Source organism: Streptosporangium sp. NPDC087985 (assembly GCF_044741965.1).
In the GTDB taxonomy this organism is placed as follows: domain Bacteria; phylum Actinomycetota; class Actinomycetes; order Streptosporangiales; family Streptosporangiaceae; genus Streptosporangium.
Window position 1 is genome coordinate 14287 of sequence record NZ_JBIUTQ010000011.1, and the last position, 21421, is coordinate 35707.

18 protein-coding genes are annotated in these 21421 nt (G+C 70.0%); 6 read left to right on the plus strand and 12 right to left on the minus strand.

Annotation, left to right across the window (positions count from 1 at the left end; translation table 11 throughout):
* Window positions 1–138: 138 nt before the first annotated feature.
* Window positions 139–1095 carry a winged helix-turn-helix transcriptional regulator gene (locus ACIN94_RS20395; protein WP_400708177.1) on the plus strand — a complete coding sequence of 319 codons (957 nt, stop codon included), beginning with the start codon at window positions 139–141 and terminating at the stop codon, window positions 1093–1095.
* Between the two features lie 45 nt (window positions 1096–1140).
* Here ACIN94_RS20395 and ACIN94_RS20400 read toward each other — a convergent pair whose 3' ends face one another.
* Entirely contained in the window at window positions 1141–2106 is a 966-nt protein-coding gene (locus ACIN94_RS20400; RefSeq protein WP_400708178.1) for a winged helix-turn-helix transcriptional regulator, read from the minus strand.
* A gap of 234 nt (window positions 2107–2340) precedes the next feature.
* Window positions 2341–2658: a hypothetical protein gene (locus ACIN94_RS20405; RefSeq protein ID WP_400708179.1), complete on the minus strand. Its 318-nt coding sequence runs from the start codon at window positions 2656–2658 to the stop codon at window positions 2341–2343.
* A gap of 7 nt (window positions 2659–2665) precedes the next feature.
* On the opposite strand from ACIN94_RS20405, the gene ACIN94_RS20410 reads away from it, so the two are divergent.
* Window positions 2666–3202 carry a MaoC/PaaZ C-terminal domain-containing protein gene (locus ACIN94_RS20410; RefSeq protein ID WP_400708180.1) on the plus strand — a complete coding sequence of 179 codons (537 nt, stop codon included), beginning with the start codon at window positions 2666–2668 and terminating at the stop codon, window positions 3200–3202.
* Window positions 3203–3257: 55 nt separating this feature from the next.
* Here the strand turns inward: ACIN94_RS20410 and ACIN94_RS20415 are convergent, their stop codons facing one another.
* The gene (locus tag ACIN94_RS20415; protein ID WP_400708181.1) at window positions 3258–4409 is read right to left on the minus strand and encodes a polysaccharide pyruvyl transferase family protein; all 1152 of its coding nucleotides are present in this window, start codon (window positions 4407–4409) and stop codon (window positions 3258–3260) included.
* A gap of 313 nt (window positions 4410–4722) precedes the next feature.
* On the opposite strand from ACIN94_RS20415, the gene ACIN94_RS20420 reads away from it, so the two are divergent.
* Window positions 4723–5163 (plus strand): ATP-binding protein, encoded by a 441-nt coding sequence (locus ACIN94_RS20420; protein ID WP_400708182.1) that lies wholly within the window; start codon window positions 4723–4725, stop codon window positions 5161–5163.
* A gap of 34 nt (window positions 5164–5197) precedes the next feature.
* Here ACIN94_RS20420 and ACIN94_RS20425 read toward each other — a convergent pair whose 3' ends face one another.
* The gene (locus tag ACIN94_RS20425) at window positions 5198–6175 is read right to left on the minus strand and encodes a LuxR C-terminal-related transcriptional regulator (RefSeq protein WP_400708183.1); all 978 of its coding nucleotides are present in this window, start codon (window positions 6173–6175) and stop codon (window positions 5198–5200) included.
* A 58-nt stretch (window positions 6176–6233) separates the two neighbouring features.
* A complete protein-coding gene (locus tag ACIN94_RS20430; protein WP_400708184.1) occupies window positions 6234–8012 on the minus strand; it encodes a DUF2264 domain-containing protein in 1779 nt (592 codons plus the stop codon).
* Between the two features lie 537 nt (window positions 8013–8549).
* Between ACIN94_RS20430 and ACIN94_RS20435 the strand changes: the two genes are divergently transcribed.
* Window positions 8550–9551, plus strand: coding sequence for a hydroxyacid dehydrogenase (locus ACIN94_RS20435; RefSeq protein ID WP_400708186.1), 1002 nt, complete (start codon window positions 8550–8552; stop codon window positions 9549–9551).
* A gap of 103 nt (window positions 9552–9654) precedes the next feature.
* Here ACIN94_RS20435 and ACIN94_RS20440 read toward each other — a convergent pair whose 3' ends face one another.
* Genes ACIN94_RS20440 through ACIN94_RS20455 form a run of 4 tightly spaced genes read right to left on the minus strand, consistent with a single transcriptional unit; the run spans window position 9655 to window position 14796 of the window.
* Window positions 9655–11706, minus strand: coding sequence for a beta-galactosidase (locus tag ACIN94_RS20440; protein WP_400708188.1), 2052 nt, complete (start codon window positions 11704–11706; stop codon window positions 9655–9657).
* A gap of 43 nt (window positions 11707–11749) precedes the next feature.
* Window positions 11750–12598, minus strand: a complete 849-nt coding sequence (locus ACIN94_RS20445) for a carbohydrate ABC transporter permease (protein ID WP_400708190.1) — start codon at window positions 12596–12598, stop codon at window positions 11750–11752.
* Window positions 12595–13560 carry a carbohydrate ABC transporter permease gene (locus ACIN94_RS20450; RefSeq protein ID WP_400708192.1) on the minus strand — a complete coding sequence of 322 codons (966 nt, stop codon included), beginning with the start codon at window positions 13558–13560 and terminating at the stop codon, window positions 12595–12597. Before ACIN94_RS20450 ends, ACIN94_RS20445 begins: the two co-directional genes overlap by 4 nt.
* An 18-nt stretch (window positions 13561–13578) precedes the next feature.
* Window positions 13579–14796, minus strand: a complete 1218-nt coding sequence (locus tag ACIN94_RS20455; RefSeq protein ID WP_400708194.1) for an ABC transporter substrate-binding protein — start codon at window positions 14794–14796, stop codon at window positions 13579–13581.
* A gap of 200 nt (window positions 14797–14996) precedes the next feature.
* On the opposite strand from ACIN94_RS20455, the gene ACIN94_RS20460 reads away from it, so the two are divergent.
* Entirely contained in the window at window positions 14997–16184 is a 1188-nt protein-coding gene (locus tag ACIN94_RS20460; protein WP_400708196.1) for an ROK family protein, read from the plus strand.
* Between the two features lie 50 nt (window positions 16185–16234).
* Here the strand turns inward: ACIN94_RS20460 and ACIN94_RS20465 are convergent, their stop codons facing one another.
* From ACIN94_RS20465 to ACIN94_RS20475, 3 genes are read right to left on the minus strand one after another with little or no spacing between them, the layout of a single operon-like run.
* Complete coding sequence (locus ACIN94_RS20465; protein ID WP_400708198.1) at window positions 16235–17500, minus strand: M20/M25/M40 family metallo-hydrolase; 1266 nt, start codon at window positions 17498–17500, stop codon at window positions 16235–16237.
* A 27-nt stretch (window positions 17501–17527) separates the two neighbouring features.
* Window positions 17528–19483, minus strand: coding sequence for an LpqB family beta-propeller domain-containing protein (locus ACIN94_RS20470; protein WP_400708200.1), 1956 nt, complete (start codon window positions 19481–19483; stop codon window positions 17528–17530).
* Between the two features lie 3 nt (window positions 19484–19486).
* The gene (locus ACIN94_RS20475) at window positions 19487–20548 is read right to left on the minus strand and encodes a C39 family peptidase (protein WP_400708202.1); all 1062 of its coding nucleotides are present in this window, start codon (window positions 20546–20548) and stop codon (window positions 19487–19489) included.
* Between the two features lie 199 nt (window positions 20549–20747).
* On the opposite strand from ACIN94_RS20475, the gene ACIN94_RS20480 reads away from it, so the two are divergent.
* Complete coding sequence (locus tag ACIN94_RS20480; protein WP_400708204.1) at window positions 20748–21353, plus strand: class I SAM-dependent methyltransferase; 606 nt, start codon at window positions 20748–20750, stop codon at window positions 21351–21353.
* Window positions 21354–21421 lie beyond the last annotated feature (68 nt).

Here is a 21421-nt window from a genome sequence, read left to right on the forward strand (position 1 = left end):
CATCGCAGAACGTGAGAAACGTGCTGGGTCTTCAAGTGATCACTATCGTTGCGCTAGTTACTCGACCAGAGTGGCGCCGGAGACTGCCGAGAGGATTCTTTGGCATGATTCGGTGTTATGGCAGCGAAGCACTCATCAGTGGCAGAACCAGGCCGCGAGGACACCACCCCGGCCCGGCCGAAGGCCGCGTCCCCGCTCGGGCAGGCGCTGTTGCTGACCGGCGATCTGTGGAACCTGCAGATCATCCGTGCGGGCTTCCGGGGCGACCGCCGGTTCCAGGACCTCCGGGCGGAGCTGCCCATCTCCGAGGCCGTGCTGGCCGGACGTCTGCGCGACCTCGTCGCGGAACAGGTCCTCGAGACGCATCGCTACACCGACGCCCCACCGCGCCATGAATACCGCCTGACCGAGCGAGGCAGAGAACTTTGGGGGTTCTTCGTCGCCCTCTGGGTCTGGGACCGCCGGTGGGCGCCGGCCGCGGACAGCGCCGTGAGGGGCGAGCTGCGCCATCTCACCTGCGGGCACCTCATCACCCCGGTCTTCGGGTGCGGCGCCTGCGGTGCCATCGGGGTGACCGCGCGCGACGTCACGGCGGCCATTGACGGACGGCTGCTCATCGATGTCACGGACCGCCGTTCGCGCCGGGCGCCCTCGGTCGCACCGGCCTCCCAGATCGACTCGACAGGCGTCCTCGGAGATCGCTGGTCGACCTTCCTCCTCGCCGACGCGCTCAATGGAAGCCGGCGCTTCAGCGACTTCCAGGAACGCCTCGGCGTCTCTCCGGTCACGCTGACCGATCGGCTCAATCTGTTCGTGGAGGCCGGCCTGATGTCACGCGCGCCGGTGAGCGACGGCGCACGCCGTCAGGAGTATCGGCCGACCCCGAAGGCGCTGGACTTCTTCACCGTCTTCGCGATGCTCAACGACTGGGCGGCGCGCTGGCTGTCCCCGGACGGCATGTCCGGGCTGTCCTTCGTTCACCGCGTCTGCGGCGAGCAGCTCCGGCCGCGCTTCACGTGCAACGCCTGTAACGGGGAGCTCCGCCGCGATCAGGTGGTCGTCGAGCCACAGGGCGGGAAGACCGAGACGGCGTAGGCAGCGGACAGCCGGCCTGCCGCGAGCGGCTTCCGGGGGCGAACGTCAGACGTCGAGGGGCTCCGTATCCGCGGTCTCCGAGGAGCGCGACACGAAACTGAGCTCTCTGCGCTCGAGCACCTCGTTGCAGACATTGCAGACGTAGCGCGGTACGTAGTCCTGGCCGCATGGGCGGTGCTTGAGGATGAGCGGGGGGCCCTGTTCGTCTTGGAACGCCGCACGGGACCAGGCGATGGAGTTCGCGAAGATGCCGAAGAAGTCGAGCCCCTTCGGGTTCAGCCGATATTCGTGCCGACGCCCGCCCTCGGCCAGCGGTTGCCGGCGTAGAACCCCTTGTTCCACGAAAGTGTTCAACCGTTGTGTCAACAGCAGCGGGGGAATCCGGCCGATATCCCGCTGGAAGTCGCCGAACCGGCGGGCACCCAGAAACGCGGCGCTGAGCACCGATGTACTCCAGCGATCGCCCAGCAGGTCTATGGACGAGTGAAGAACGCCTTCCTGCGTCTCCGACGGCAGCCGCGTCCTTCTGTAGCGGCGGGGAGGATTGCTCTGGTCGTAGACATAGTCGGGATGACGGATGGTCGTGATGTCATGCGGCGTCACCCCGCGTGCGTCGCAGGTGTCGCAGCCGAGCAGGGGCGTGATGGTGTAGCCGCACGACTCGTGCCGTAGCCGGACTCCCGGTGCGTAAACCGGGATCTGGTGCTCGATCCAGCGGCTGTCCCACATCCAGACGGCCACGAACACCTGCCACATGTCGCGGCCCTGCGCGGTAAGCCGGTACTCGTAGCGAGGGGGGGACACCGAGTACTGCTCCTTGGCGAGGATCCCCAGTGCCGTGAGGTCCTTCAGCCGGCTGGAGAGGACCGGATCGGAGACAGGAAGGCGTGCGAGCCAATCCTGAAAACGCCCGGCTCCGGCGAACGCCTCACGCAGGATCAGCATGTTCCAGCGATCGCCCAGCGCGACATTGCCCAGGCCGAGCGAGTTCGGTGCGAGTGACTGCGTCATCTTCCCTTTCGGCACTCCTCGATGGTTTCCATTCTTACGTGGCCGGTTCTCTTCCGGCCACGCCGGTCCCTTCTGGCCACGCCGGGCGAAGGTTCAGACGCTATCTGAGCGGGGGAACACACCTCGCGGTGCGTGCCCCCGCCCTGGACTGAGAGTCCGCGCGTCACCGCACGGCAGCCGGCCGATGATCGACGTGAGACAGCAGGGTAGCTGTCCGTGCCGCCGGACGTGGCGTCATGTTGATGTTGATGAAGTCAGGTCGCGTTCCGTGGCTTCGGCTGCCGGCCGGGCGCTCTGAGCCCGCGACGCGTGTGGACGGGGCGGACGGGGGATGATGCTGAGGAAGCGGGCACAGAGGTTCCGAAGACCGGCGGCGGCTCCACCCGGCATGGTGAAGATGATGACCAGGAGGAGGGCCGCATAGATCACGCTCGCCAGCGCTGTCGCTCGACGGTCGCCGACGAAGGGGATGTACTGTCCCCAGTCCGACGCGTAATAGGGCAGCCACACCACCACCAGGGCACCGACGATGCTTCCGTAGACGGAGGCCATTCCGCCGATGACCAGGCCGGTGACGAGCAGGATCGTCAGCGAGAACCCTACGCTGTCAGGGCTGACGATGGGGGTTACCAGGCAGGGGACCGGTGGGACTCCGAACCTCTGGTTCGAGGATCTCGAGCGGGGACAGGTCTATCCGCTCGGGTCGGTGACGGCGGAGCGCGACGAGATGTTGGCCTTCGCCCGCCGCTACGACCCCCAGTGGATTCACCTGGACGAGGAGAAGATGAGGGCCTCCTCCTGGGGAGGGCTCATCGCCCCGGGGATGTGGACGGCGGCCGCGGTGATGCGCCTGTACGTGGACTCATTCCTCTCCAGGGCCGCCCCCGACTCGTCTCCGGGAATGGAGGAACTGCGGTGGCTGGCACCGGTGTATCCCGGTGACAGACTGGACGCGTTCCTGACCGTCCTGGAGACGAGGCCCTCATCGCGGGGTGACCATCTCGGTACGGTCCGTCTCCAGGTCATCGCCAACAAGGGGAGCGATCCGGTTATTCGGATGACTTCCCGAGGCTGGTTCTACCGCCGTCCGTCGTAGCCGCGGGCGGCGGTATCTGCGAGCCGGTATGCCTGGTCGCGGACGGGTGCGTGGTCTACGCGGTCCGGTCCCAGACGGGTGTGCGCGGTGCGACGAGTTCGAGTTGCGACAGGAAGTGTCCGACCGTCGCGGCGGCACGGATGCGCAGGGCCGGGGTGCGGGAGTTGATCCGTTCCGTGTGGGTGGGCCGCTCGTCCCAGACCCGGTCGACCTCCGCCAGCAGCGGGCCGGCGGCCTCCCTGATCACCCCGCGGAGGGCCGGGGCCCCCAGCTGCTGGGCGAGGTCGAAGACCTTTCCGGCGTAGGGCAGCGGCAGCAGCGGCACGCCCTGCAGCGCGGCGAAGATCAGGAAGTGCAGCCGCATGCCGACCACCAGGTCCAGGTGCCGTACGAGCCCGAGGATCTGACGGGGCCGGTAGTCGCCGTGCAGCACACGGCAGCGGTCGGCGGCGTTCATGTGGGACAGCACCGCGTGTGAGTGCCGGATGTCGTCACGCTCCATCGGGACGAAGACGATGTAGGCGTCGAGCCGGTGGATGAGGAAGTCCCCGACGTGGGCGAGCAGCTCGTGGTAGCCCTGAACGTCCAGATGTTCGGCGGCGCGCCCGGGTTCGCGCACGCTCATGCCGACCAGCCGGACCCCCTCCGGTACGCCCTCGGCGTGTAACAGCTCCTGGCTGAACTCCTCCTGTTCGAGCAGGAACGCCGGGTCTGCGGTGACGGTGATCGGGCTCATCACCCCCGCCTCCTCCAGCACCAGCCGGGACTCCTCGTCACGTACGGTGACCACGGTCGAGGAGGTGAGAGTCTCGCGCACCATCATGCAGTCCACGCGGTCGCTGAGCGGTCCGGCACCCACCGCGTAGGTGAAGACCGGGACGTTCTGTTCCTGGGCGAGCCGGACGAGCCGCAGGTAGCGGCGGGCCTCGGTGTCGTAGAGGATGCCGCCCCCGCCCAGGATCAGCATGTCCAGGCGGCTCATGATCTGCGAGGCCGACTCGCGGCTGACCCCTTCCCAGCCCACCACTTCGATGTTTCCGTGATGGATGCGGGTGTGGTCCGGACAGCGGGAGAACACCGTCGTCGAGGCGTCGGGCCGCCCCTGCCGGATACTGCTCAGGATGCTGGTCAGGATGGCCTCGTCCCCGACGTTGCGGCCACCGTACGAGCCGAGGAGCCCGATGGTCGGCCCGCGAATTTTGTCCATACTTATCCCTTTTCTCCTTATTTGGATGTTCTGTACCCTGAAGGCGTTTGACGTACGCACATTGGGGCTGCCCGGCGTGCGGGAGCCGGAGGTGGTGCCCGGGGCGCGGTCCGCTGTCTCCCCGAGGCGCGCCGGCACCGGCTGTGACGGGTGGCCGCGCGAGGGACGGCAGGGGTGGGCACGCAGGTGAACGCCCTTCTGGCAAGCCCGACCTGTCTATCCGGTAAGTGATCCCATTAGCACTTTTCCGAGACATCTACCTCCTTCAGCCCCGCGTCCTTCCAAGGGCGCGGACAGCATCGGAGGGGCCAGGATGGACTCGTCGGAGTATGACGGCAGCGAAGGGGTTCTCCGCCTGGAGGGCTCTCCCGACCAGGTGGCGCGGGCCCGCCGGCTGGTCTCGATGACCCTGGGCCGCGACCATCCCCTCCACGACGACTGCGTGTTGCTGACCAGTGAGATCGCCACGAACGCGGTGCTCCACTCCCGGTCGGGGGACGGCGGGCTGTTCACCGTCACGGTGGCCTACTCGTCGGAGGCCGTGAGGGTCTGCGTCCAGGACGAGGGGTCGTCGAACGCGCCCTGTGTGTGTCACGCTTCGGCGGACGCCACGGGGGGCCGGGGTCTTCCCCTGCTGGAGGCGCTGGCACACCGCTGGGGCCTGGTCCGGCAGGCGGGGGCCAACAGGGTCTGGTTCGAACTCGTGCTGGAGCCGGCCACGGTGCCGATGAGCCGCCTGGCCGGCGTCAGGTGAGGCTCGGCGCCGGGTGAGTGCGGGGTTTCGAGCGTCACAGAGACAGCCGGCACAGTCCCTCGGCGAGGGCCCTGGTGGTGAGCCGGGTCCGGCTCTCGCAGCCCAGCTTGGCGAAGATGTGCTCAAGATGGGTGGTGACCGTGCGGACGCTCAGCACCAGGGCCGCCGCGATCTGCGGGTTGGAGTCGCCGAGCGCGACCCGGGTGATCACTTCGATCTCCCGGCCGGTCAGCTCGTACGGCAGGGAGCACGGACGTTCGGCGATCACCGCTCCCTGGATGGCGCCGTGCGGCCCGACCCCGGCACGCAGCAGCCGCACCTCCCGCCACCGCCTGGTCCCGTCAAGCCAGAGCCCGCGCCGGTTCAGCTCCCGGGAGTCGATGAACTCCCTGGCCAGCTCGGCCATGGCCGGTTCGGCGGCGATCGCCTCGGAGGGCGGGGTGCCGGTGACGTCCCTGCGGGTGCCGGCACGGTCGAAGGCCGCCGCGTGGAAACCCGGCGGCGGTCCGACGGAGTCGACCACGCAGCGGCTCAGGTCGGTGACATGTGCCAGCGTGGGGGAGACGGCGCCGATCAGCGTGCCGGCCTCGGCGGGGAAGGCGCCGGGGTCGCGCGAGTTCAGGTGGAGCAGACCCGTGTAGCGGCCCTCGGTCAGGAACAGGGGAGTGGTCAGCCCGGCACGCCAGCCGTACGGCTCCAGGTGGCGCCGGAAGTAGCGCTCGGTGCCCGGGGCGCCCATGACCAACGGGACCCGGGAGTCCATGGCCCGGCGGTAGGGGGCGAGCCGGACGTACTCCTCGGCGGCGTCGCCGTCCACCCGGGTGTAGCCGTCGGAGATCAGGCTGTGGTGTCGTCCCGTCGCCGGGTCATAGGCGACGAACTCGTAGGCCTCCAGTGCGATGACCTTCCGCAGGGCACGCATCGCGCCGGGTATGCCGCTGCGCCCGGCGACCTGGAAGCCCACCTCGGTGAAGGCATGGAGGTGGCGTGGGCTCAGGGTGATCTGGTCCATGGTCTCCTCCGTGCACAGAGTGCCCCAAAGTACCAAATAGAGAAAATATGTATAGCGGCTATTCGGGGGAGGAGCGGGCGGCGGTGAAGGTATGGCTGCCGGCGAGAAGGTCCGAGACGCCCTCCCAACCGGGGGGCTCGGGCCACCCGGCGCCCGGCCGGGCCTCGGCCAGGCCCAGTACCGCGCAGGCCAGCCAGTGGTCACCCGGGCCGTGCTCGCCGGTCAGCGTGGGGATCACCGTGCGCGGGGCGAGAACGTTGGTGCCGGGCAGGGCGTGTACGAGCCGTCCGGTCCGTGCCCCGCTGAGATCCTCGATCACGCACAGCCCCGAGGGGGAATCGAGACGGGCGTGGCCGGGCCCCGCGGCGGAGCGCCGTACGGGCGTGTCGCGGTTCACCGCGAACGCGCCTTCGGCGGACAGGAGCCTGCGTCCCGACCGGAGGCGGTGCACCCGTACGTGCCACGGGGGGTGAGCGACCAACCAGGTCTCGATCTCCACATCCGGCCAGGGCGTCCACCGGGCGTGGAGCAGGCCGTCGTGCGCCGTGGAGTCCTGCGGCACCTCGCACGGCCGCCAGTGCACTCCGTCGTCGCTCACCGCCAGAGTGCTGTCGAAGGCGCCCTGGTCAAGGCCCCACGAGCCGCTCGGCACGCTGAATCCGAAGAAGGTCGAGTACGCGAACTTGGCGTACTTCGCCGCACCGTGGCGTACCCACGTATGGTGCTGCCGCGCGTTCAGCATGATCACCTGCCGGCCCTCCTCGCACCGCATCAGCGCGACACCCGCCTCCGGCTGGGTGCTGACCGGCGGTAGCTCCTGCGCGGCCTGCTCCGGTGCCGCCCAGAAGGGGTGCTCGGCGGGCACCGCCAGCGGCAGGAATGCCTTCAGCGCCCAGTAGGGGGAGCCGGGGGCGTTGTACTGCTCGGCGAGCGCGGGCTGGGCATAGGCGTAGCCCACCGTGAGGAGTCCGGCGGAGTCGCGGATCGGCCGCTCCAGCCACCAGCGCAGGTGCCGCATCAGATGGCCCTTCACCGTCCCCCAGGGCAGGGCCTCGACGTCGGCGAAGGCGAGCGCGCCCCAGAAGGCCCCCTGCGCGAAGCGGTAGGTCAGGCTCCGGCCGAAGGGCACGGCCGCCCCGTCCGAGGCGAACCAGTGCTGGAAGTCGAGGGCGAAGGCCGCCGCCCGCTCGCGGAAGCGCCCGGCACGGCCGGGATCACGGTCTCCGGCGAGAGCGGCGTAGATCAGGCCGTAGTAGTGCATCGCGAAAGGGATGTAGTAGTCACGCTGAGCCGTGGGGCCGTCGCTGTACCAGCCCCCGCCGAGGGTGAAGGATTCCAGGCGATCCAGGCGGGCGAGGGTGGAAGCGGGGTCGGAGCGGACACCGACGCGGTCCAGGCCGAGCCCCACCATGACGGGGAAGAAATGCCAGTTGTTGTCGGCGGGCTCGGCGGTGAGCGCGTGGAGCAGCCAGGCCGCGAGATTGTCCCGCTCCCGGCCGCTCAGCGGGTCCCATACGACTTCGGGCGCGATGGCGAGTGCCAGGCCGATCGCGGCGGTCTCCACCAGCCGCTGGTCGACATCGGTCACCGCCCCCCAGAACTCCTCGTGCCGGGGGTCGGTGCCGGCGGCGAGTCCCCGGCGCCACAGTTCCCAGTGCTCGAACGTCCCGCCGCCGGCCGCCAGCGGAGCCAGTCCCCACAGCGGCCGGGCGAACGCCTCCAGCTCGGCGGCCACATCGGGGTAGTGGGCGGCGTTGTCCCCGAGCCGCAGGCGCGCGCGGCCGGGGCTGAGGAGGGGGATCAGCGGGGCGGTCAGCTCACGCACGAGCCGGCCCATGTCGTCGCGGTCACGCGGTACGGCCGGCCCCGTCCGCCGGCCGGGGGAGGAGTTCTCCGCGTTCGGGCCGGTGATCGGTCTCCCCGCCGGACGGGTCCCTGGTGCCGCCGGTGACGTGGCTGATCGTTCCAATACCGCCAACCCCATGTCTCGTGGTGGGTGACCGGACCCGCCGCCTCGCGGACCACCTGCTCCGCCAGGAAGAGGGCTTCTGCACGTGTGAGGACGGCGTGGGAGAGGTGAAAGCGTCCCACCGGTGAGCGTGACCGCAGGGCCCCGTTTCTGTCAATACTTAGTTTTATATCTTCACGGAAGGGGGACGGCGATCCTCCGGGCCCCTTGGTATTTCAACCCTTATTTTTTGTATAAGAACAACCGTATGATTCCGGACATGACTCTCCTGGTGCCGGTCGGCTCTCCAAGGACGGAAGGTTCCGCGCCTCCGGGTCGGGACGCGGCGCACACCCCTCGCCCCTCCCGCCCGGACCCTGCGGTACGGCACGCGCCGGCGCCCCGCGATGGGATCGGGGTGAGCCGGTGACAGCCGTGGAACTCGCCATGTTCCCGGAGCTGCCCGGCAGGTTGTTCACCCCTGCCGTCGCCGACAGGCTCCGCGCGGTGACCGGGACCGAGCTGCCCACGCCGCTCACCGAGTTCCGCTCGCCCGAGGCGCGGGCGCGTCTCGGGCGGGCACGGATACTGCTGACCGGGTGGGGCAGCCCGCTGCTCGACGAGCGCGCCCTGGACGACGCCTCCGGGCTCCAGGCCGTCGTGCACGCCGCCGGAAGCGTCAAGGGCCACATCAGCCCCGGAGTGTTCGCCCGGGGCATCCCCGTGAGCTCGGCCGCGGCGGCCAACGCGCTCCCCGTGGCCGAGTACACCGTGGCGATGATCCTGCTGGCCAACAAGGCCGTTCCCGCCCTCGCCCGCGAGTACCGCGCGAGACGCGAGGATCTCTGCCTGGTGCGGAGGCCCCTCGACATCGGCAACCACGGCAGGACCGTCGGCCTGGTGGGCGCCTCCAGAACGGGCAGGCGCGTTCTCGAGCTGCTCCGCCCCTTCGACCTCCAGGTACTGCTGGCCGATCCGTTCGTCGATCCACCGGCGGCGAGCGCACTGGGCGCCCGGCTGGTGGACCTCGACGAGATCTTCACCGCGAGCGACGTCGTCTCTCTGCACGCGCCCGCCACCGCGGACACGCGAGGCATGGTGAGCCGGAGGCGCCTGGCGGCGATGAGGGACGGCGCGACTCTGATCAACACCGCCCGCGGCTCCTTGGTCGACCAGGACGCCCTGGTGGCCGAACTGGTCGGCGGACGGCTGTCAGCCGTGCTCGATGTGACGGAACCCGAGGTCACGGCGGCCGATTCGCCGCTGTGGGAGCTGCCCAACGTCGTCCTGACGCCCCACATCGCGGGGGCGCTCGGCAACGAGGTGGCCAGGTTGGGGTCGTCCGCGGTGGACGAGGTGCTGCGGGTCGTCGCCGGAGAGCCGCTGCTCCACCGCGTGGACCCGGCGACGCTGTTCATGACGGCCTGAGCCGGGACGGCCGGGCGCGCACTCCGCCCGGCACCGCGACGTGGCCGTCGCCGTGCCGGGCGGGATGTGCGTCACCGGGCCGGACGGGATGCGCTCCGAGGCCTCAGCCGGGCGGTCGCCCGAGCAGGCGGATCGCCCCGCCGACGCGGGCCAGGTCGGCGGCCTGGGCCGCCTTGACCTCCTGGTCGCCGACAGCGATCCACGCGGGTACGGCGGAGTCGAGGAAACCGTTGAGCCCCTTGACGACGAAGTCGTCCAGCACTCCCTCGGCCAGCCTCACCACGGCCGCCCCGCCCCGCGCGCACTCCGTCTCGAAGACGGCGTGCGCGGTCTCCACCCTGATGGGCCCCTCGTTCTTACCGTGGACGAGGATCGTCAGGTACTGGACGTCGCGTCCGGGATGGACCCGGAGGAACGCGTCCGCCTCGCCGCACGTCACCCGGACCGCCTCCGGGCCGGGGACGAGCGCCGTGGAGACGGGACGGCCGAGCGCCTCGGCGAGCACGCCGCACGGGCGTAGGTCCTCGTCGAGAGTGGGTGCGGGGCCGTCCAGCAGGATCCGGCCGCCGCCCGTGAGGTAGGAGGCCAGCAGGCGCTGGACGTGACGATGCATGAACGGGCCGCCCGGAACCGTCAACGTCCCGTACGCGGACAGCTGTTCAAGCGTGGCGGTCTCCAGTTCGACGACGCCGTAGTCACAACCGGTTCCCCGCATGCGGTCGTGGAAGGCGCGCAGCGAGCGACCGCACTCCGGGCCGCCGGAGCCCGGCCCGGCCCAGGCGGCGATGCCCGCGTAGGGCAGGTAAAGCCCGAAGGCTCCCGCCGTGACCGGTGCGCACTCCAGGAACTCCACGCCGTGGAGGGCGAAGAAGTCCGCCAGCACGCGGACGACGGGGGCCTTGGCGGTGGCGGAGCCGTCGGCGGCGACGGGGGCGCTGTCGGGGTAGGGCGGGGTGTGGGCGGAGTCCAGGTCGGGCGACCAGCCGGAGGTGGCGGCTCCGGTGTAGACGTTGAACCCGGTGGCTCCGGCGGCCAGGGCCAGCAGGCTCTGGTGGAAGCTGGTGGTGGCGTCGGCGTAGGCGGGGTCGTACAGCTGGGAGAAGCCCCAGTTCTCCTCCAGGTTCGGGCCGGCGGCCCGCTTGGCGGCGATCACGTAGCGGGCCTGGGCGTCGGGGTCCACCGAGACCACGCCCATCCAGTTGGTGAACCCGTAGGCGATCTCCCCCCACATCTCGGGGCGCACCCGGGCCAGCCAGTCGTCCAGCTCCTCGACCGTCGGCGGGTTCAGGTTGACCACCACGGGAACCCGGCAGTCCACCGCCGCGCTCCAGCGGCGGTAGACCTCGGCCAGGTATTCGGCGTGGAGGCGGCCCCAGTCGGCGTAGCCCCGCATCTCCTCCGGACACGCGGCCCCGGTCCAGGAGCGGGGTGGCTCGACCTCGTCCCAGCGCCGGTGTGCCGTCGCGTGGGTGCGGTTGTACTCCTCGATCGAGCCGTACCACGCCGGGAGACGGTCGCGGAAGAACGCCAGCCCCGAGGGGCTGTAGTCGTATGCCGCCAGCGACCGCGCGCCGTTGGTGTAGATGCCCTCGTTGGCGATCTGCACCATGATCACCGGGCCGTCCGGGTGGGCCGCGGCGTCCAGCACCTCCCTGCCGACCGCCGACAGCCAGCTGGTGACCTTGGCGAGGAACGCCGGCCCCAGCGGAGCGGGGAGCGGCCTGCCCGGCAGATGCGCGGGCGAGTCCGCCCAGCGAGAGGGGGCGCCCGCCGCGTCGAGCAACGGCTCGATCTCCGGGTCGGCCGAGGGGCAGACCCAGTCGGGCAGGCCGCCGTAGGTGGTCTCGGCGTGGATGAAGGGGCCGGGTTTGGCGATCACCTTCAGCCCGAGATCGTGACAGAGGCGGAGAAAACCGACGACGTCCCTGCCGGGGTGGCCGCTACCGGTGAAGTCGGGTGCCGCTGCGGAGCCGGGCTGGTGGTGCCGCCACGGGATGTAGCTGCTGATCACCTCGACCCCCAGCTCGTCGCGCATCACCCGTAGCCGGTCGGCCCAGACGCCGGGATCGTCCCGGTAGTAGGGGTAGTCGACGCTGACGAGCACCCGGGGCTCGCCGTCGATGACGGTCACACCGTTGCGGACCTCGATGGTCACGCGCACACTTCCGTTCGTCAGGTACGGCTCGCGCCGTAGGCGATCAGCTCTTGAGACCGGTGAAGGCGATGCCCTGCATGATGCGGCGCTGGAAGATCAGCAGGACGATGACCACGGGGACGACCGCCAGGGCGGCGCCCGCCATGATGTAGTAGGCGCGTCCGGATTCGCTGCTGGCCAGCTGCTGCAGGGCGAGGGGCAGCGTGTAGAGGTCGGGGTCGTTGAGCACCACGAGCGGCCAGACCAGGTCGTTCCAGTGGAAGATGAAGCTGGTGATCGTGACGACCGCCAGCACCGGCTTGGACAGCGGCAGGATGATCCGCCAGAAGATCTGCATCCGCCCGGCGCCGTCGATGCGCGCCGCCTCCTCCAGTTCGGTGGGGAGCGACAGGAAGAACTGCCGGAGCAGGAAGATGTCGAGGACCGAGGCCACATTGGGAATGATCAGGCCCCACCCGGAGTCGAACATGCCGAGCTGCTGGGTGACGTGGATGCGCGGCACCAGCAGGGTGATGGTGGGCACCATCATGCCGGCGAGCAGCAGTACGAACAGCTTGTTGCGTCCCGGGAAGGGGATGCGGGCGAAGGCGTAGGCGGCCAGCGCGTCGATCAGGAGCTTGGCGGGCACCAGGATCAGGCAGACCCAGACACTGTTGAGGAACGCCTGACCGAGCCCGCCGACCTGCAGGACGTGCTCGTAGTTCTCCAGCGTCGGCGACCACTCGCCGGTCTTGCGGTCGAGCGGTAGCAGGCTGGGCACCTTGGTGTAGACGTCCGAGCCGTGTTTGAACGAGGTGGCCAGCATCCAGATGAACGGGATGACCGAGACCGCCGCCAGCAGCACCAGGGCGACGTAGACGGGCGCGAGCCGTAGTTTCTTCGTGTCCTTCACGACGCATCCTGCTTGACGAACTTGAACTGGAGGGCGGTGATGATCATGATGAAGAGGAAGAGGATGAACGACATCGCGCAGGCCGCGCCCATCGCGTCGTAGCGGAACGCGAACAGGTAGAGATGCAGGACGTAGGTCAGACCTGACTGCTCGGGGCCGCCGGTGACGCTCTTGCCGCCGCCACCGGAGAAGATCACGTAGACCAGGCCGAACACCTGCAGCGCCGCGATCACACCGGTGACCAGCAGGTAGAAGGTGGTGGGCCGCAACATCGGCAGCACGACCTTCCAGAAGCGCTGGACCGGCCCGGCGCCGTCGATGATCGCCGCCTCGCGGATCGAGCCGGGGATGCCCTTCAGCCCCGCCAGATAGATGATCATCGAGATGCCGCACTGCCAGGCGGCGATGAACGCCAGGGCCGGGATGACCAGCTCGGGGGTGTTGAGCCAGTTCTGCTCGGGGATTCCGAACAGGCCCAGGAAACCGTTGACCAACCCGTACTGCGGGTCGTAGAGCCAGCGCCAGATGGCGCCGACGGCCGCCTCCGCGGTGACCACGGGCAGGAACAGCAGGAGCCGGAACAGGTTGGAGCCCCGGCGGATCGTGTTGATCAGCAGCGCCTGGGCCAGCGCGGTGCCCAGTGTCAGGGGCACCGCGATCAGGGTGTACTGGAGGGTGACCCGCACCGACTTCCAGAAGTGCGGATACTTGACGTCGTCGAAGAACAGGTCGCTGTAGTTGGCCAGTCCCACCCAGTTCGCCGCCGACCGCAGGTTCCAATCGGTGAAGCTGTAGTAGAGCGCCGACAGCGCCGGGTAGAGCAGGAAGATGACGAAGTACGCCATCGCGGGGGCGATCAGGAGCCACGCGATGATGTGGTCGCGCCCCCCGAGGCCCGGGAGGCGCCGCCGCCCGGGCCGGGGCGTCGCGGTGGGCCTTTCGGCCGTCACCGGAGATGCCACGTCTGCCTCGCTTCCGCGTCAGCCGGTCCAGCCGAGCAGGGCGCGGGTCTTGTCGGCCGCGTCACTCAGGGCCTGCTGGGAGGTGACCTTGCCGCTCAGCGCCGACTCGATGGTGGGAGCGATGATCTCGTCGTTGATCTGGATCCACTGCGGCAGGGCCGGACGGGCCTGGGCGACCTTGAGCTGCTCCAGGAAGGCGGCCTGGTCGGGCCCGAAGTCGGCGGCGTCCCTCTCCGCGGCCTCGATGTTGGTCGGGAAACCGCCGAGCGCCTGGGCCAGCTTGGTGTTGTTCTCGCTGTTGGTCAGGTGCTTGAGCCACTTCCAGGCCAGGTCGGCGTTCTTGCCCTTGGAGAACACCACCGCGTTCTCCCCGCCGATGTTGCCGCCCGGCTGGGTCTTGTACGGCAGCGGTGCGGTGCCGAAATCCAGGTCGGGGAACTGGTCCTTGATGTTGGCGACGTCCCACGGGCCGGAGACCATCATGCCGGCCAGGCCGTTCTCGAACGCCTTGTCCGAGTCGGTGATATTCCGGGGCGACGAGGGGAGCAGGTCCACCCAGAGCTGCAGCGCGTCGACGCCGGGCTGCTGGTCGAAGAGGATCTTCTTGTCCTTCTCGTCCACCATGGAGCCGCCGGCGCCCGCGACGAAGCCCGGCCACATCCAGGCGCCGTAGCCGTCTCCCTTGGGGACCACCATGCCGGCGGTCTTCGGGTCGTCCTGGTGGATCTTCGCGGTCATCTGCTTGAGCTCGTCCCAGGTCTTGGGCGGAGTGGGGACGAACTTCTTGTTGTAGAAGAGGGCGACCGCGGTGTGGTCGATGGGCAGGCCGTAGAGCTTGCCGTCCACCCGGTTGGTGTTCAGCGCTCCCTCGTAGTACGTCTTCTCGTCGATCGTGCCGGCCGGCATCTCCTGGATGGTGCCGTCCAGTGCGTACCGGGCGACGAGCGGCTGGTCGAGGACGCCGACGTCCGGGACGGTCCCGCTGGCCACGGCGCTGCCGAGCTTGGTGTTGTAGTCGTCCTTGGGGATCTTGACGATCTTCACCGTGACGTTGTTGGCCTTCTCGAAGTCCGCGCGGATCTTCTCGACGACCTCCGTGGCCTGCGGCGTGCGGTCCTGGAACATCCAGTAGGTCAGCGTCGTGGCATCGGCGGCCTTGTCGGAACCGCCGCCACAGGCGGTGAGGCCGATGAGCAGCGCCATGCCGGCCGTGGTCCCTGTGACTCTCCTGATCATTTCCTGACTCCTCATAGGGGGTTGAACGGACGATAATGTAAGACGCGAAAAAAGTTCAGACATATGAGGAAACGCTTTGGTAACGCAGTCGCGTCGGCGGCGTGAGTCGCTGCCGGAAGGGGTCGTCCGGACCTCGGAGCGGCGGACGGACACCTTCAAGCTTTGAACTAACATGTGTCGTGAAGTGGGGAGGTTGGGTCATGGCAAGGCCTGAACGCAGGACGGTCAGGGACGTCCGGAAGGGCAACCAGTCCATGCTCCTGCGGACGCTGTACTTCGACGGCCCCGCGAGCCGCAACGACCTCACCAGGCTCACCGGCCTCAGTGCTGCGACGGTCAGCAGCATGACCGGTGACCTGCTCGCCGACAACGTGATCGTCGAGGCGGGCCAGGTCGAATCCGACGGCGGGCGCCCCCGCGTGATCCTGCGGGTCAACCCCCTCTACGGCTACGCGATCGGCGTCGACGTGGGGGACACGCACGTGCGCGTCGAGCTGTTCGACATGGAGATGAACGAGAAGGCCAAGGTCGAGTACGCGCTCCGTCCCGCCAGGCATGACATCGAGCTGGTGGTGCGCCACATCCTCGCGGGCATCGACGTCGTGCTCGCCGACGGCGGAGTCTCCGCCGAGCAGGTGCTCGGCGTGGGGGTCGGCGTTCCCGGCATAGTGGAGCGCGGAGACGACGTGCTCGTCCACGCCAAGACCTTCGGCTGGGAGGGCGTGCCCCTGGGAGCCATGATGCGGGCCGGCACCACGTTCCCGGTGTTCATCGACAACGGTGCCAAGACGATGGGGCAGGCCGAGCTGTGGTTCGGCGCGGGCCGCGGAGCCGGTGACGCGGTGATCGTGTTCATCGGCTCGGGGGTCGGGGCCACCGTCGTCACCGACGGGACCACCTTCCGGGGGGTGAGCAGCAGCGCGGGCGAGTGGGGACACACCAAGATCGTCGTGAACGGCCGGCTCTGCCGGTGCGGCGGGCGCGGTTGCCTGGAGGCCTACATCGGGGCCGAGGCCATCCTCGACCGGGCCGGCATTCCCACGCAGACGGCCGACTGGCAGGCCGAACTGGCCCGCCTGCTCGAATCCGGATCGCCGGTGATCGAGGAGACCGCCGTCTACCTGGGCGTCGGCCTGTCCAACCTGATCAATCTGATCAATCCCGGGCGGGTCATCATCGGCGGCTGGGCCGGCCTCCTGCTCGGCCGGCACCTGCTCGCCGACATCCGCACCGCCTCGGCGGACAACTCCCTGGCCCAGCCGTACGCGGCCACCTCCATCGTGCTGGGCCACCTCGGCCCCGACGCCGTCGCGCTGGGAGCCGCCACCCTCGTCATCGAGAAGTTCCTGAGCGCCCACCCCGCCGCGCAGGCGCCGGTCATCCGCTGACCCGGTCCGGAGGTCTCCGGGCCGGGTCCCCGGCTCAGGCGGTCACGGAGTCAGGAGGCCAGGAGGCGGTCAAGGACGCGGACGCCGAACTCCAGGCCCTCGACCGGGACGCGTTCGTCCACGCCGTGGAACATGCCGTAGTAGTCCAGGTCCGGGGTGAGCATCAGGGGCGCGAAGCCGTAGCCCTTGATGCCGAGGTCGGCGAAGGACTTCGCGTCGGTGCCGCCGGACATCACGTACGGCACCGGCCGCGCGGCCGGGTCCTCGGCGACGAGCGCGTCGCAGAGCCGGTCGAAGAACGGTGAGTCCAGCGGTGCGGAGGGGGCGTCCTCGATGTTGACGAACTCGCGGGTGACCTTCGGGCCGAGCAGGCGGTCGATCGTCTCCAGGAACTCCTCCCGGTAGCCGGGCAGGAAACGACCGTCCACGTGCGCGGTGGCGGTGCCGGGGACCACGTTGACCTTGTAGCCCGCCTCCAGCATCGTCGGGTTCGCCGAGTTACGGATCTGCGCCTTGAACAGCGCGCCCACCGAACCCAGCCGGTCGGCCTCCTCCTCCAGCCGGTCGAGGTCGATCGGCTCGCCGAGGATGTCCCCGAGGCTGGTGATCAGCGCCGCCACCCCGGGCGTCAGCCGTACCGGCCACCGGTAGGAGGCGATCCTGGACAGGGCGTGGCACAGTTCGGCCACCGCGTTGTCCTTCGGCGGGCGGGAGCCGTGGCCCGCGACGCCGGTCGCGGTGAGCTTCATCCAGGCGGTGCCCCGCTCGCCCACCGCGACCGGGTAGATCCGCGCGTCCGGAGTCTGCACGCTGTAGCCGCCGGACTCGCTGATCGCCTCGGTGCAGCCGTCGAACAGCTCCCGGTGCTGCTGCGCCGCGTACCGCGAGCCGTACTCGCCGGTGGCCTCCTCGTCGGCGAGGAACGCCAGCACGATGTCCCGGTTCGGGCGCACGCCACGCCGGGCCCAGTCGCGGACCAGGGCGAGCGTCATCGACAGCGTGCCCTTCATGTCCACCGCACCCCGGCCCCAGACACAGCCGTCGACGAGCTCCCCCGAGAACGGGTGGACCTGCCAGTCGGCGGGCTGGGCGGGCACCACGTCCAGGTGGCCGTGGATCAGCAGGGCCTCGGGCGAGTCACCCGGAATCCTGGCGACCACGCTGGTACGACGCTTGGCCGACTCGAAGACCACCGGCTCGATTCCGACATCGGACAGCAGCTCGGCGACGTGCTCGGCTGCCGGGCGTTCGCCGGAGCCCGGGTTGGTGGTGTCGAACCTGATCAGGTCCGAGCAGATCTGTGCGACCTCATTCATGAAAAAGGCTCCCCCGAAATATATGGATCACTCATGCATACCCCTCAGCGTCAGAGGTGGCACCTCGGGTGTCGGGAACCCGAAGATCAGACCGTAGAAGGCGAGCTCGGCCTCCAGCGCGGCGACGATGGTCTCCTCACGGCGCCAGCCGTGCTGCTCGCCGGGGAAGGTCAGGTACGCCCACGGCGTGCCCTCCCGCTCCAGCGCCGCGACGAACCGCTCCGCCTGGACCGGGTCGACGATCGCGTCCTCCAGACCGTGCATGAGCAGCGCCGGGCCGGACGCGTCGGCGGCGTGCAGGGTGGGTGAACGGTCCAGATAGCGCTGCCGGGTCTCCGGGAGCGGGCCGATCAGGCCGTCCAGGTAGCGCGACTCGAAGTCGTGGGTCTCGGCCGCCCACCCCTCCGGATCGGTGATCGCGTAGCTGGCCACCGCGCCGCGGAACACCGTGCTGTGCACCAGCGCGGCCACCGACGTCCAGCCGCCCGCGCTGCCGCCCCGGATCGCGATCTTCGAGGCGTCCGCCCGCCCGGCGGCGATCAGCCCGCGCGCCACCGTCTCGCAGTCGCGCACGTCGACCACGCCCCACCGGTGACGCAGCCGCTCCCGATAGGCGCGGCCGTACCCGGTGGAACCGCCGTAGTTCACGTCGGCCACGCCGATGCCCCGGCTGGTGAAGTAGGCGATCTCCACGTCGAGGACCATCGTGGAGGCGCTGGTCGGGCCGCCGTGCACGAAGAGCACGTAGGGGGCGGGGCCGGTGACACCGCGCGGCGGATAGAGGTGCGCGTGCACGCCGTCGAAGGTCACCGCCTCCGGGTCGGGCAGCACGTCGCGGCCGGGCAGGTCCTTCTCCGCCGACAGTACGGCGTGCGCGCCGGTGCGCAGGTCCACCGTGACGACCTCGAACGGCGTGTACGGCGAGGCCCCCACGCCCGCCACCAGGTCCCCGCCGGCCGAGACCGTGGGGTTCCAGTAGGTGGGCGGGGCGTCGAGGTCGGTGATCTTCCCGGTGGCCGGGTCCAGCACGCCGAGGCGGCGCCGGTCCGGAGTGCCGTGCACCATGACGATCCGCTCGCCCGCGAGCGCGAACCAGGTGTTGCCGAGCCGCCAGATCGCGTCGCCGCACTCCTCGGTGAGCGGGGCCAGGTTACGGGCGGGTGAACCGTCGAGGGAGACCAGGTGCAGGTTCCACCAGCCGTCCGGGTCGGTGAGCACGTAGAGCGCGCCGTCGTCGCGCCACTCGGCCTGGATCACCGACTCCTCGGGGCCGCCGGCGACGACCCGGTACGGCCCGGCCGAGCCGGCCGCGTCCAGGGGCGCCACGCACAGCTCGGTGCCGTCCCAGGGCATGGCCGGATGGTCCCAGCCGATCCAGGCGACGTGCGTCCCGTCGGGGGAGAGGCGGGCGTTGGTCAGGAAGTGCTGAGCGCGGGCGATGACCCGAACCGGCCCGCCGTCCAGCGGCACCGCCACCAGGTCCCGGCGGGGATCGACCCGGGGACCGGGCCCGGCGGCCTGCGGCGGGGCGGGGTGGATCTCGCGGACGGCCCAGACCTCGTCGCGCCCCGGCGGCAGGTAGAGGTCGCCGTAGCGGGCGCCGTCATCCGGGGTCAGCGGGACCGGCTCCGGGTGCCCGCCGTTCGGGGTCTCCCCTTCCGCGGATCCGCCGTCCGCGTGGCCGGGGTGCCCGCCGTACCGGTAGATCCGCTGGTCGGACCAGTTGGTGAAGACGACCCCGCCGCCGGGCAGCGGCCGCCAGGAGCGCCCGCCGTACTCGATGAGGCGGTTGCGGGAGTTCCAGCCCGGCGGGAGCGCGTCACGCGGCACGCCGTCTGGGCCGCGCCGGACCACGCACCTGCGCCCGCCCTCATGGGGACGGGGCTCGTCCCACCACACCTCCTCCCCGCAGATCTCCACCCAGAGTGGACGGTCGTCCACTCTGGCCACGTCGACGGGGCGGATGGGCGAGTCGTTCAGCATGGGTCACCAGTTGCCGTCGGAAGGGGGCAGGACATGGCCGGACGGGTGGACGACGTGCACGATCCCCCCGCTGCCGGAACCGCGGAGCCAGACGTTCTCGAACGCGGCCCGAGGGTAGATCCGCCGCACCGCGTCGTCGTCCGGCGCGGCGGGGTCGTTGGCGATGACGTCACCGTCCGCGGTGAAGCCGACGACGACCATGATGTGACCGCCGGTGGAGTATCCCGAGCCGGGGAGCTCGTGATCCCGGAACGACTGCGAGGTGATCACCGGGATCCCGGCGCGGACGAAACGCTCCAGCTCGGTGAGCGAGCGCAGCCGGGTGACGAACCCCTCCAGGCCGTACCGGCCGGCGTAGGCGATGCCGAACGGCCAGTTCCCGGTGCCCTGGTAGCTGTGGTCGTACATGTGCCGGGCGGCGTGGTCCACGGCCGGGCACGGGTCTCCCGGCGTGACCCAGGACAGGTCGTCCGGCCGTGGGCCGCGCCCCCAGTAGGCGAGCACCATGCTCGTCGAGGCCGGGGCGCACCAGTTCTCCCCGCCGCCGTCCCACTCGGGGAAGTGTCCCGTGTGGACCTTCTGCGAGTGGCGCGGCACGTCCAGCTCGACGCCCCCGGCCTCGCCGGGAGGGCTCACCGGCACCGCCGACCGCGAGGGCACCGCCGAGGCCAACACCCCGGCCCGGTGGACCCGCGCGCCCACGCCGTACAGCGTGAACCTGAGCCGGTAGGCGACGACCGGCACGGTGGCCACGTAGGTGTCCACCGCGACGTCGCCGTCCCCGTCGCCCTGACCGGGCAGCGAGGTCCGGCGGATGTCGCGGTCGCTCTCGGCCCAGCGACCCATCACGTACCACTTGGTGAGGTCGCCGGAGAGCGTGCGGGCCCGCAGCCCGACCTCCAGCCAGGTCCCCGGCGGGGTGCTCGCCGTCCACGACGGCACCAGCTCGGTCGCGGGGAACCCGATGGCCCTCTCCTCGCTGGTCCAGCGGGTGTACTCCCAGGTCCTGGCGGCGCCGCCGAACGGATCGCGGTAGTCGGCCAGCCCGTTCTCCGTCGGTTCCACGCCCGTCCACCGGTGAAGGACGACGCGACTCGGCTCGGCAGGCGACGGGGTGACCACCCGACTGATTGTGGTTTCAGGCCGGAAACGGCGCATCGGACAGTTTACGTATCCGCTGCGAGCGGGCCGCCGGGATCGGCCCCGTCCGGCGCGGGGTTGTGAACGCGCATGGCCCCCCGGAGCCGTGCGAGGATCTTGTGCCATGACGGTGGAGATCGAGCGGTGGAACCACAACATTCACTACCACCCGGTGATTCTGCGTGCCGTTCCGGCCGGGTGTGGGCGGGCGCTCGACGTCGGCTGCGGGGAGGGAATGCTGACCCGCGAGCTACGCCGGGTCGCCGGGCACGTCTCCGCCATCGATCTCGACGGGCCGAGCATCGATCTCGCCCGGCGGCATGACGACGCTTCCGACATCGACTACCTTCTCGGTGACTTCCTCACTCATCCCTTCGAGCCCGCCTCGTTCGACGCCGTCGTCTCGGTCGCGACGCTCCACCACATGGACGCGGCCACGGCACTCGGTCGGATGCGCGAGCTTCTCCGTCCCGGCGGGACGCTCGTCGTCGTCGGGCTCGCCTGCAGCCGGCTCCCCGCTGATCTTCCCTGGGAGGTCGCCGCCGTCCTCGGAACCCGGCTGTACAAGCTGACCAGGACCTACTGGGAGCACTCGGCCCCGATGGTCTGGCCGCCGCCGGAGACCTACGCCGGAATGCGCCGCATCGCCGAGGAGACGCTTCCAGGGGTGCGATACCGGCGGCATCTGCTCTGGCGCTACTCCCTCACCTGGACCAAACCGGCACGGTGAAGACGGCGCGATCACGAAGGAGTGAAACTTTCACCGCCGGTTGACGCGCGTGGCGCCAGCCCACAGGA